This window comes from Duganella sp. LjRoot269 (genome assembly GCF_964254095.1).
GTDB lineage: Bacteria > Pseudomonadota > Gammaproteobacteria > Burkholderiales > Burkholderiaceae_D > Rugamonas > Rugamonas hordei.
This window is the reverse complement of sequence record NZ_CAXUSL020000001.1, coordinates 1,519,650-1,532,333: the sequence shown is the minus strand read 5'-3', so window position 1 is coordinate 1,532,333 and position 12,684 is coordinate 1,519,650. Positions and strand designations below refer to the sequence as shown.

Sequence of the window (12,684 nt, the reverse complement as noted above, 5' to 3'; positions counted from 1 at the left end):
AATGACTGTTTGGCGATCCCAAACAATCGAACCCGAAAACCCATGGACAGATTCGACACGCTGCAGGCGTTTGCCCGTGTAGTGGAAGCAGGCAGCTTCACCAAGGCGGCGCAAACGCTCAATATGAGCAAGACCACGGTGTCGCAGCTGGTGCAGCAACTGGAGGCGCGCCTGCGCGTCAAACTGCTGAACCGCACCACGCGGCAGGTCAAGCTTACGCCGGAAGGCGCGGCCTACTACGAGCGCGTGGTGCGCCTGCTGGGCGACCTGGAAGATGCGGACCATGCGCTGGCCGGCGATCTCGCCGCACCGCGCGGACGCCTGCGCATCGATGTTCCCAGCCCGTTCGCGCGACTGATACTGATGCCGGCGCTGCCGGAGTTCCACCGGCGCTATCCGGAGATCCAGGTCATCATGGGCGTGAGCGACCGCAATGTCGATGTCATTGGCGAGAACGTCGACTGCGTGCTGCGCGGCGGGGAAATCACCGTGCCGTCGCTGGTGGCGCGCCGCGTCGCGAACTTGCGGCTAGGCGCATACGCCGCGCCGGCCTACCTGCGCGGCGCGGGAACGCCGGCGCATCCCCGCGACCTGGAGCAGGCGCCGCATCACATCGTCGGCTTCCTGCGTTCCAGCAGCGGCACCATCGCGACCGCACGCATCAGGCGCCACCGCAACGGCGCGGAAGAATCGCTGGAATTGAAAGGCCGCTATGTGGTCGCGGCCGACGACGGCAACGCCTGCCTGGCGGCGGGACTGGCCGGCATGGGCGTGCTCTGGCTGCCGCGCTACATGGCGGCGCCGCACGTGGCGGCAGGCGAACTGGCCACCCTGTTCGAGGACTGGCGGCTCGATCCCATGCCTTTATACCTCGCCTATCCGCAGAACCGCCACCTCAGCGCCAAGCTGCGCGTGTTCATCGGGTGGATAGACGAGCTGGTGGCCGCCACTCAGTCCTTGTAGCGCATTTCCGCCAGCGCGAAGCCGCCACCGTGATAGGTGACGGCGGCGTTCGGCCCGGGATAGGCGCCGGTGGCCGGGAATTTGGCCGCGAACTGCGCCGAGCTGTCCTTCGCGTTGAAGCCCAGATGCGAGGCCTTGCTGTTGTCCCACCACTTGGACTGGTTGTCCGAGACGCCGAACAGGATCGTAAAGCCCACGCGCGGGGCAAACAGCGAGCAGCGCAGCGCCTCGACCAGATCGTCGTAGCTGAGCCACGTCACCATCATGCGCGGATCGACCGGCTCCGGGAACGACGAGCCGATGCGCAGGCAAACCGTCTCCAGACCGGTGCGGTCGAAGTAGTAGCTCGCCAGCTGCTCGCCGAAGCATTTGCTGACGCCGTAGAAGCTGTCCGGGCGCGTGCGGGCGTCCGCGTCGATGTAGTCGGTGTTGCGGTAGAAGCCGACGGTGTGGTTCGAGCTGGCGAAGATGATGCGCTTGACGCCGTGCTTGTGCGCGGCCTCATACAGGTTGGCCGTGCCGACGATATTGGCCGAGACGATATTCTCGAACACGTTCTCGGTCGAGATGCCGCCGAAATGCAGCACCGCATCCACGTCTTCGAGCAACTTCATCACGGCCGGCTTGTCGGCCAGGTCGCACTGGATGATTTCCTCGCCTTCGCGGGCCTCGCCCATGTCGGCGATATCGGACAACACCACCACATCCGCCCAGGGCTTGATGCGGTCGCGCAGGATTTTACCCAGGCCGCCGGCGGCGCCGGTCAGCAGCAATCGTTTGAATGGTTTGGTCATTTTCAGGTCTCGTGTCTATTCTCGTGTTTTCAGGTCACCGGGGCCGGGTTGAACAGCACCAGTGCGTTATGCAGCTTCCATTTTTCCGCCCAGGTACGGCGTCCGCTGGCGACATCCAGCAACAGCTGGAACATCTCCCAGCCGACGTCCGCGATGGTGGCCTCGCCGCTGGCGATGCGGCCGGCGTTGATGTCCATCAGATCGTGCCAGCGGGCGGCCAGCTCGTTGCGGGTGGCGACTTTAATCACCGGCACTTCGGCCAGGCCGTACGGCGTGCCACGGCCGGTGGTAAAGACGTGCAGGTTCATGCCGGCAGCCACCTGCAGCGTGCCGCAAATGAAATCGCTGGCGGGCGTGGCGGCGTAGATCAAACCCTTTTGCGTCAGCTTCTCGCCCGGCGACAGCACGCCCGAGATCGCACTGCTGCCTGACTTGACGATGGAGCCCATCGCCTTCTCCACGATGTTGGACAGGCCGCCCTTCTTGTTGCCGGGCGTGGTGTTGGCGCTGCGGTCGACGCCGCCGCGCTTCAGGTAATTGTCGTACCACTCCATCTCGCGGATCATCGCTTCGGCCACTTCCGGTGTGGCGGCGCGCGAGGTCAGCTGGTCGATGCCGTCGCGGACTTCGGTCACCTCGGAAAACAACACGGTGGCCCCCGCGCGCACCAGCAGGTCGGTGGCAAAGCCCACGGCCGGGTTGGCGGTCACGCCGGAGAAGGCGTCGCTGCCGCCGCACTGCACGCCGACCACCAGCTCGGACGCCGGCACGGTCTCGCGCCGGCGCTTGTCCAGCGCGGCCAGGTTGATCTCGGCCTGCTTCACGATCGAATCGATCATCGACATGAAGCCGACATGCTGCGCATCCTGCAGGCAGACCAGCGCCGGATCGGCGCCGCCGCCGTTCTGGATCGGGATCGAACCCTTGGGGAACAAACGCGTCGGCTGCAGCTTTTCGCAACCGAGGCTGACCACCATGGCCTGGCCGCCGAAGTTCGGGTTCAGGCTGATATTGCGCAGCGTGCGGATCGGCACCATCGCGCCCGGCGCGTCGATCGCCACGCCGCAGCCGTAGGTGTGCTCCAGGCCGACGACGTCGTCGACGTTCGGATACTTCGGCAGCAGTTCGTCCTTGATGCGCTTGACCGCGACTTCCACCACGCCCGCCACGCACTGCACGGTGGTGGTGATGGCCAGGATGTTGCGCGTGCCGACGCTGCCGTCCGGATTGCGGAAGCCCTCGAAGGTGTAGCCCTCCAGCGGCTCGGCCGGCGGCGGCTTGACCGTGGCGATCGGCAGGTTGACCAGTTCGCGCGCGGCGGGCATGTCCACATTCTGTTCGTTGACCCAGCTGCCGGCGGCGATGTCGCGCGCCGCGTAGCCGATGGTGACGTTATAGCGCTTGATCGGGTCGCCCTTGGCCAGGCTGCTCAGCGCGACCTTGTGTCCCTGCGGGATCGCCTCCAGCAGCGCCAGGCCGCTGGCGAAGACGGCGCCGGCGGACAGGCCGCCGTCGTTGACGACAATCGCGACGTTATCGTTGTCGTGCATGAGGATGTAGCGCGGCGTACCTGCGCTCGTCGGTGTCGTCATCTGAATTCCTTTTCCGGGCCCAGGTCCCGGCGAACGTTGTTTTTGCGTTGTTTTTTAGTGCTGCAAAGTGGTCAGGCCAGTTGGTTCGTGGCCGGCCGGCCGCTGGTTGTGGCCTTGACGCCACAGCCTGAGAACCGCATTATTCCGGGGCTTCTCCCCTGAAAAAACCGGTCGTCATACGGCTGCTTGATGATTTTAGTATGACAGCTAAAAATTAATTTGGCTAGTCCACATTGCATATTTGGTCTGACCACCTTAGAATGGCCTGACCAGATGGCAAGACAATGCCACTAACGAGATGAGACAAATGTTGAAAAAATCTTCCGCTCCAGCCGACGGCAACACCCACGAACCGCGCTTGTACCGCGTGGTGGCCGACCGCATCCAGGAGCTGATCCAGAACGAAAACATCGCCGCCGGCGAACGCCTGCCGTCCGAGCGCGACCTGGCCGCCAAGCTCAGTGTCAGCCGCGCCTCGCTGCGCGAAGCGCTGATCGCGCTGGAACTGGGCGGCGTGATCGAAGTACGCGGCGGCTCCGGCGTCTATGTCAGCGACGTGCCCGAGCCGGTCGCCGCCGACCTGCCGGAAGCGGGTGCCGGGCCGTTTGAAGTGCTGTCCGCGCGCCGCCTGATCGAATCCGAAATCGCCGCCATCGCCGCGCGCGTCGCCACCGACAGCGCCATCGACGCCATCCTCAAGGCGGTGGTCGAGATGGAACAGAACCACGCCAACTATTCAAGCAACGAACAGGCCGACCGCAACTTCCACATCGCCATCGCGCGCGCCACCGGCAACAGCGCGCTGGTCGGGTCGCTGAACTACCTGTGGGACCAGCGCGGCCGCCTGTGGCACAAGCTCAAGGAGCACTTCCAGACCGAGGAGCTGCGCCAGGAGACACTGAAGGATCACCGCCGCATCCTGGAGGCCATTGCCGCCCACGATCCGGCCGCGGCGCGCAAAGCCATGCGCGCCCACCTCGAACGCGTGACCCGCACCTTCTCGCGCGGATGAAGCATCGGCAGTAGCCGCAGCAATAGCAGTAACAGCAGCAATACCGCAGGACCGGCCTCGATGCCGGTCCGCGAACAAAGTAATCAAGTTATCGACCGGTTTGCGACCTCGGCCTGCCATCGCGCAGCAGCCCTCGTCTCAACGGCACGGAGTACGCGAGGTGCTCCAATCACGTCCAGTGCACATTCAGCACGACGCATAACTTTATTCAAAAAACGAAGGAGACAAGCATGAACAAGTCCGATCACTCGGTCCAAAAACGTTCCGCCCAACCCCGGCTGCTGTTGTCGGCCATTACCGTGGCTGTGCTGACGCTGGCCAACCAGGCTGCCGCACAGCAGTCCGGCGAGGCGATGACCCGCGTCGAGGTGACCGGTTCGAGCATCAAGCGCCTGGCGACCGAGGCATCGCTGCCGGTCAGCACCGTCAAGGCCGAAGACTTCATCAAACAAGGTATCACCACGCTGGCCGACGTCATGATGTCGCTGCCGCAATCGGCATCGCTGGCGCCGTCGAACGCCGGCTCCGGCACCAACATCAACCTGCGCGGCCTGGGCGTCAACCGCACGCTGGTGCTGCTGAACGGCCGCCGCATGGCCAACGAGGCGATCGCCGACGGCTATGCCAACCTGGACGTGATTCCAATGAGCGCCCTGTCCCGCGTTGAGATCCTGCGCGACGGTGCTTCGTCGATCTACGGTTCCGACGCGATCGGCGGCGTGGTCAACTTCATCACCAAGACTTCGTACGAAGGCCTGTCGTTGACCGGCCAAGAAGTGCAGCCTGAAAAGAACGGCGGCGGCGACGAGCAGCGCGCCAGCATCACCTGGGGCAAGGGCAACCTGGAACGCGACGGCTGGAGCGTCTACGGCACCATCGACGCCCACCAGCGCACCCGCCTGGCCGCCAGGGACCGCGCCGACCTGAGCTCCGCCGCCCTGCTGACCAGCATCGGCCGTCCGCCTACGCTGGGCACCGGCGGCAACGCGACGCCTGCAAACTTCACCACCTCCACCAACAAGACCGCGCAGAACCCGTACGCCGCAAGCGGCTGCCTGGCTCCTTATTCGATCGTCGGCCAGAAGGGCACTTGCGTCCTTGATGCCAACGAATACGGCACCGCGCTGTACGCCAACCAGCAAGTGACGTTCTACGCCCGCGCCGCCAAGAAGCTGAGTGAAGACCACGTCGTCACCGTCGACTACTCGCGCGGCGAGGAATTCATCCTCGGCACCAAGAACCCGACCAATGCGCTGGCCGTCAGCGGCGTCAGCGCCACGCTGCCATCGACCAGCAAATGGTATCCGGGCAAAGCCGGCGGCGTGCCTGCCGTGGCTGGCCTGAACAACGCACCGCTGACCCTGACCTGGGCCGTGGCCGACCTCGGCCTGGCCACCACCAAGGACGTCCAGCTGAACCAGCGCTTCTCGGTCAGCGACGAGGGCACGCTGGCGGGCTGGGACTACAAGGCCGGCCTGGTGGTCGGCATCTCGAACCGCGACAACTACTACTACTCCGGCTACGTCAAGGGCCAGGGCCTGCTGGACGGCCTGAAGAGCGGCGCCCTGAATCCGTTCGGCCTGCAGGACGCAGACGGCAAGGCCTACCTGGACACCATCAAGGTGGACGGCGCCAAGAACCGCACCTCGAAGAGCACCTTCACCGGCGTCGACCTGACCGCCAGCCGCTCGCTGATGGAACTGGAAGGCGGCTCGCTGGCGCTGGCGCTGGGTGCAGACTTCCACCGCGACACCACCGAAGACACCAAGCTGCCGATCAGCGGCGAAGTCACCTACGCCAGCGCCGTGCCGTCGCACGGTGAAGGCAACCGCAACGTCGCCGCGCTGTTCGCCGAGCTGAATGTGCCGATCACCAAAACGCTGGAGCTGAACGCCGCCGTGCGCGACGACCATTTCAGCGACTTCGGCAACACCATCAATCCCAAGGTCAGCTTCCGCTACGAACCGACCAAGCAGCTGATGTTCCGCGGTTCGGCCAACACCGGCTTCCGCGCACCGACGCTGTTCGACCGCTACGGCTACCGCCTGCCGGGCGCCACCGGCCTGACCGCCGCCAAGTGGGACGATCCGGTCCTGTGCCCGGGCGGCACCCCAGGAGTGGCCGGCACCGGCAAGGCGCTGCCGGGCTATGTCGCTTCGACAGTCTGCAACACCACGCTGCCCAAGCAGACCGGCTCCAACCCCGACCTGGTGCCGGAAAAATCGAAGGGCTTCACGCTGGGTACCGTGTTCGAGCCGACCAAGTCGTCGATGGTGTCGATCGACTACTGGAACATCAAGATGACCGACATGCTGGCGAACTTGCCGGAGCAGGTCTACTTCCTCGATCCGGTGAAGTATGCGTCGTACTTCGTGCGCAACGCCGACGGGACGATCAACTACATCAAGAACACCACGATGAACCTGGGCGGCCAGAAAGCGGCCGGTGTCGACGTCTCGGCTTCGTACGCCTTCCCGCGCACCGACTACGGCGACTTCAAGGCATCGATCGACGGCACCTACCTGACCCAGTTCGACAATCAGCTGGACAAGGGCAGCCCGTACGTATCGAACGTCGGCCAGTTCGGCTTGGCCAGCAACGGCACCACCAGCAGCCTGCCTATCATCACCTTCCGCTGGAAGCACACGCTGAAGCTGAACTGGGCCAAGGGCAACTGGAACATGCAGATGACCCAGAACTACAACTCCAAGTACACCGACCAGAACCTGGTGGCGCAGCAGTACTGGCGCAACATCAACTCGTACAAGGTATGGAACTGGACCACGACTTACAACGGCTTCAAGAACATCCAGATCACCGGCGGCATCACCAATCTGTTCAACGTGAATCCTCCAGTGACCAACAGCAGCCTGTATAGCTTCGGTTACCTGAGCAGCGCCGCCAGCCCGATCGGCCGCGCCTACAACGTCCGTGCAACCTACACCTTCTATTGAGAGAGCAGATGCATAACGACGAACAGAAACGCGAAGGCCTCGGCCGCCGCCGCTTCCTGCAGGCCCTGTCGGCTGCGGGCCTGACCGGCGCCGCCGGCCCGGCGGCGATGGCGGCCACGGCGAAAGCATCCGATCCGTGGAAGGAGGCGCAGGCGATCATCGACCGCGTCAGCAAGCCGCTGAAGTTCCGCGACGAGGATTTCACCATCACCGCTTTCGGCGCGGCTCCCTGCCAGACCAAAGCGGTGACGGCATGGACTTCGTTCACCGAGTCGGACACGCTGCAAACCCCGGTCTCCGGCTCGCATGACTGCTACCCTGCCATCGCCGCGGCCATCGCCGCCTGCCACAAGGCCGGCGGCGGCCGCGTGGTGATCCCTGCCGGCAGCTGGTACTGCGCCGGCCCGGTGGTGCTGCTGTCGAACGTGAACGTGCACCTGAAGGCGGGTGCCCACGTCTACTTCAGCAACAACCCGGCCGACTACGCAAAGTACGGCGCCTACGACTGCGGTAAGAACGGCAAGCTGTCGATCACGCGCTGGGAGGGCAACGACTGCCTGAACTTCTCATCGATGATCTACGCCCACGGCCAGGACAACATCGCCCTGACCGGCGAGGACAACAGCGCCATCCTGGACGGCCAGGCCGGCGTCGCCTTCGACGGCGATCCGGATTGCTGGTGGTCGTACAAGGGCCGAGAGAAACCGAATTGGGCCGGCGACATCGCCGCCGGCGCCGGCAACTACGTCAAGCACACCAAGGGCAAGACCGAAGTGCACGTCAATCCGGCCAATCCGACCTCGCTGCGCGAAGTCGCGCCGCACCTGAGCGAAGCGGAAGCCCTGTTCATCCAGGGCCCGAACGACAAGTGGCGCACCGACTCCTACTATCTGCGTTCGCTGGCGGAAGCCCGGGTGCCGGTGGAGAAGCGCATCTTCGGCCTCGGTCACTACCTGCGTCCGCACATGGTGCAGTTCATCAGCTGCACCAACGTGCTGTTCGAAGGCTACCAGACCACCAACACGCCGTTCTGGCAGCACAACCCGGTCAACTGCCACAATATGCACGTGAAGAAGATCTATGCCAACAGCATGGGTCCGAACAGCGACGGCTTCGACCCGGAGTCGTGTACCAACGTGCTGATCGAGGACTGCCACTTCAACACCGGCGACGACTGCATCGCGATCGACTCGGGCAAGGGCCCGGACATCCAGTTCGGACCCGCCAAGAACATCGTGATCCAGAACTGCAAGATGCAGAGCGGCCACGGGGCTTTGACGCTGGGCAGCATCATGTCCGGCGGGATCGAGAACATCTACGCGCAGAACCTGGTGTTCGAGAACAGCAACTGGAAGACCGATCCGCTGAACATCGCGATCCGCCTGAAGACCAACATGAGCCGCGGCGGCTATCTGCGCAATATGCATGTGCGGAACGTGCACATCCCGAACGGTATCCGCACCACGCCGGCGTTCTACTCGTCGCTGCCAGGCTCGCTGATACCGAACAAGTCGGTGGCGACATCGGCGGGCGGCATCATCACCATCGATTGCGGCTACGATCCGATCAACGACAACGTGCGGATACGTCCGCCCAGTGTCAGCCATGTACGGATCTCGAACGTGACCTGTGCCAATGTCGAGACCAAGGATGGCAAGTTCTCCTGCTACCAGGCGATCGTGATCCTGGGGCCGGTGGCGTCGGACTACAACGGCCCGGGCAAGCCGGTGGTGCTGCCGGTGTCCGACATCGAAGTCAGCGACTGCGACCTGGGCACGCCGGTCAACGCCGACAAACCGCTGTATCTCTATAACGTCAAGGGTCTGAAGCTGAAGAACGTCAAGATAGCCGGCAAGGCTGTCAACAAGAGTTTCTCCGCCTGAGTCCAGGCGCCGGACCGCGACGCGGCCGGCGCCTTTTTTTTATCCCGGATATCATCATGAACTTCCAGAGCCTCACCATTGCCGCCGCCTTGACACTGGCCGGCGCGGCCGGTCGCGCCGCCGACATGCCTGCACCCGCGCCGGCCAAGCCGATCCGCGTGATCCTCGTCGGCGATTCGACGATGGCCAACACCAGCGGCTACGGCGACGCCTTCTGCGGCCGCATCAACCGCGCCAATACCTGCATCAACCTCGCCAAGGGCGGCCGCAGTTCCGGCAGCTTCCGCGCCGAAGGCCGCTGGGATGAAGTCGAGGGCCTGCTGCGCGGCGCCGCCGCCTATCGCGCCACCTACGTGCTGATCCAGTTCGGCCATAACGACCAGCCGGGAAAACCGGGCCGCTCGACCGACCTGAAAACAGAATTCCCCGTCAACATGACCCGCTACGTGCAGGAAGTGAAGGCTCTCGGCGGCGTACCGGTACTGGTCACGCCGCTGACCCGCCGCAGCTTCACCAACAAGGTCCTGGAAAACAATCTGTTGCCGTGGGTGGAAGTTATCCGCGCCACCGCCGCCGCGCAGCACGTCGCGCTGCTGGACCTGAACGCCGAAAGCTACGCCGCCGTGCAAGCCATGGGCGAGGATGAAGCCGATACGCTGGCCATGGCGCCGCGTCCCGACAAGGCCACCGAAGCGTCGCTGGTGGCAGGCAAGGTGGAAGTCGCCGGCGCCGCCAAATCCGCCTTCGACCGCACGCACCTGGGCACCAAAGGCGCCGCCTACTTCTCGCGCATGGTGATGGAAGAGATGAAGCGCACCTTGCCGGAAACGGCCGGCCAGTTCAAACCGGAAAGCGAGCAATAATGCGTGGCCTGCGCTTGGTAGCCACGGCCGCCACCATGCTCACAGCGGCGGCCATGGCACCTGTGCGCGCGCAGGACACGCGCACCGTCGCGGAACCAGTCGCCCCGCCATCATGCGCAGTGCTGACTGCCACTACCGACACTCCCGGCAAAGACGACACCGCCCGCATTCAATCTGCCATCGACAAATGTGCCATCGGTCAGGCCGTACGGCTATCGGCCAACAACGAGAAACAGAATTTCGTCGCCGGCCCGCTGACGCTGCGCAGCGGCGTCAGCCTGCTGGTCGACGCCGGTGTGACGCTGTACGCCAGCACCAATCCAAAGCTGTTCGATCGCGGCGCAGGCACCTGCGGCACCGTCGACAAGCTGGGCAAAGGCTGCAAGCCCTTCATCACCGCCGAGCAGACCAAGGGCAGCGGCATCTTTGGCGCGGGCGTGATCGATGGCCAGGGCGGCCATGTGGTCGACGGCGTCACGGAATCGTGGTGGCAGCTGGCTCGCCGCGCGCAGAAGGAAGACGCACGCCAGAACGTGCCGCGCCTGATCGAAGTCACCAGTTCGCAGGACTTCACGCTGCACAAGATCACGCTGCGCAATTCGCCCAACTTCCATGTCACGCTGAACAAGGTGGATGGCTTTACCGCCTGGGACATGCGCATCGACACGCCGGCCACCGCGCGCAACACCGACGGCATCGATCCTATCTCGTCGCGCAACATCACCATCGCCCACAGCCATATCCGGACAGGGGACGACAACGTCGCCATCAAGGCCGGCAACAACGGACCGACGGAGAACATCTCCATCCTGCACAACCACTTCTACAGCGGCCACGGCATGTCGATCGGCAGCGAGACGAATGGCGGCGTGCGCCGCGTGCTGGTGGATGACCTGAGCATGGACGGCACCACGTCCGGCCTGCGCATCAAGAGCGACGTCTCGCGCGGCGGCGTGGTCGACCAGACCATCTATCGCAATGTCTGCCTGCGGGATGTCAAGGCTCCGATCGACATCAGCACCCGCTACAACCCGCGCGCGGAAGGCAACCAGGTTCCGGTCTATGGCAACATCGAGTTCGACCGCGTGCACGCCATCACGCCGGGCCGCATCATCATGCAAGGTTACGACGAACAGCATCCGCTGCAGGCGACGCTGCGTGACGTCGGCATCGCCGGCAAAGCCGACCGCAAGATCGAATTCGCCCGGCTGACCGGCGACGCGACGGCGACTTCGCAAGCTTTCTGCGATGGCCGTTTCCCCGTCTACCCTGTGCAGGCCACCAATCGCCCACAGCTCAGCATCGAGCAAGCCAGGCAATTCTCTTACGCCGAAGTGCTGAAATACGTCGGCGCCGCCGGTAGTGAGACCACCGATCCGTGGGATCCGCTGTCCGATCCGCTGGCAAAAGGCGCGGCCTTCACGCCTGACTACATCGTCGACAAGTCTGCCGCCGCCGACGGCATCAAGCTGTTCAACACCGTACAGGAAGCCGTCAACCGCGCGCTCGCCGACAGCAAGGATCATCCTGCCAAACGCCTGTACATGCTGCTGAAGCCGGGAACTTATCAGGAGCTGGTCTACATCCCGGCATCGGCGCCGCCGATCACCATGTACGGAGAAGGCAAGGACTCTGCCGTCACCAGGATCACCGCGAAGCTGGACGCCTCCAACACCGGCGCCGCCTATGCCGCCCAATACGGCGCGCAGTTCGCCAAGGCGCCCGTTGACGTGCAGGCGATGTACGCAAGCATCAAGGACCGCGCGCAGATCGGCACCTTCGGCACCGCCACTGTCTGGGTGCGGAACGACGGCTTCCAGGCGCGCAACCTGACTTTCGAAAACGGCTACAACAAGGACAGCGGCAATGCCCGCGCCGAGGAACTCCCCAACATCAACAACGTGCACCATCAAGCGCTCGCCCTGCAAGTGGACGGCGCCGACAAGTCGCAGTTCGAAAATATCCGCCTGATCGGTTTCCAGGACACGCTGTACCTCAAATCGCCGCAGACCGGCAGCACCTCGCGCAGCTTCTTCAATAGGTCCTACATCGAAGGCGACGTCGATTTCATCTTCGGCGACAGCACCGCCTACTTCCACCAGACCGAAATCAAATCGCTGGGTGACCGCGGCCTGTCCTACGCCGCCGCGCCGGATACCCATGTCAGGACGCGCTACGGCTTCGTCTTCGACAACTGCCGCTTCACGCACGACGGTTCCGCCAACGCCAAGGCCGGAACCTTCTATCTGCTGCGCCAGTGGTTCCACAGTTCCCGGTGCACGCCATACAGCAAGGTGCCTGTGGACGGCTACTCCTGCACATACGGCCCGGCCAATGGCTATCAGGCACCGAAGGGGACGATCGCCAAGGTCTCGCTGGAAGCAGTCGGCAAAATGGTTGTGCTCAATTCCCGCATCGGCTCACACATCAATCGCACGCGCCCCTGGTCCGACTGGAACAAGGAAGGCACGCTGGCCTTTCGTCCGGCCCAATACAACTCCGACGACCACTGGAACAATCTGATCAAGGCCGGCATCGATCCCGTCAAGGATCTCGGCTACACAAGCAAACCCTCGCCAGCGGATATCTACCTCGGTGAATTCAACAATTCGGACGAATAAGG

General features: G+C 64.0%; 8 protein-coding genes. 6 read left to right on the top strand and 2 right to left on the bottom strand.

What is annotated here, in order from left to right:
* Positions 1 to 42: 42 nt before the first annotated feature.
* Positions 43 to 963 (top strand): LysR substrate-binding domain-containing protein, encoded by a 921-nt coding sequence (locus ACSQ3S_RS06760; protein ID WP_436141926.1) that lies wholly within the window; start codon positions 43 to 45, stop codon positions 961 to 963.
* Here ACSQ3S_RS06760 and ACSQ3S_RS06755 read toward each other — a convergent pair.
* Positions 951 to 1,757, bottom strand: a complete 807-nt coding sequence (locus tag ACSQ3S_RS06755) for an NAD-dependent epimerase/dehydratase family protein (protein ID WP_353399736.1) — start codon at positions 1,755 to 1,757, stop codon at positions 951 to 953. The genes ACSQ3S_RS06760 and ACSQ3S_RS06755 overlap by 13 nt on opposite strands.
* 29 nt (positions 1,758 to 1,786) lie before the next feature.
* The gene (gene garD, locus ACSQ3S_RS06750) at positions 1,787 to 3,349 is read right to left on the bottom strand and encodes a galactarate dehydratase (RefSeq protein WP_176654664.1); all 1,563 of its coding nucleotides are present in this window, start codon (positions 3,347 to 3,349) and stop codon (positions 1,787 to 1,789) included.
* Between the two features lie 307 nt (positions 3,350 to 3,656).
* On the opposite strand from garD, the gene ACSQ3S_RS06745 reads away from it, so the two are divergent.
* The 5 genes from ACSQ3S_RS06745 to ACSQ3S_RS06725 all read left to right on the top strand — a co-directional run bounded on the left by ACSQ3S_RS06745 (position 3,657) and on the right by ACSQ3S_RS06725 (position 12,682).
* Positions 3,657 to 4,361 (top strand): FadR/GntR family transcriptional regulator, encoded by a 705-nt coding sequence (locus ACSQ3S_RS06745; RefSeq protein WP_176654665.1) that lies wholly within the window; start codon positions 3,657 to 3,659, stop codon positions 4,359 to 4,361.
* 230 nt (positions 4,362 to 4,591) lie between these two features.
* Positions 4,592 to 7,315, top strand: coding sequence for a TonB-dependent receptor plug domain-containing protein (locus tag ACSQ3S_RS06740; RefSeq protein ID WP_436141925.1), 2,724 nt, complete (start codon positions 4,592 to 4,594; stop codon positions 7,313 to 7,315).
* An 8-nt stretch (positions 7,316 to 7,323) separates the two neighbouring features.
* Positions 7,324 to 9,198: a glycoside hydrolase family 28 protein gene (locus ACSQ3S_RS06735; protein WP_436141924.1), complete on the top strand. Its 1,875-nt coding sequence runs from the start codon at positions 7,324 to 7,326 to the stop codon at positions 9,196 to 9,198.
* 56 nt (positions 9,199 to 9,254) lie between these two features.
* Positions 9,255 to 10,061 carry a rhamnogalacturonan acetylesterase gene (locus ACSQ3S_RS06730; protein ID WP_436141923.1) on the top strand — a complete coding sequence of 269 codons (807 nt, stop codon included), beginning with the start codon at positions 9,255 to 9,257 and terminating at the stop codon, positions 10,059 to 10,061.
* A gap of 119 nt (positions 10,062 to 10,180) precedes the next feature.
* A complete protein-coding gene (locus ACSQ3S_RS06725) occupies positions 10,181 to 12,682 on the top strand; it encodes a pectinesterase family protein (RefSeq protein WP_436141922.1) in 2,502 nt (833 codons plus the stop codon).
* Positions 12,683 to 12,684: the final 2 nt, after the last annotated feature.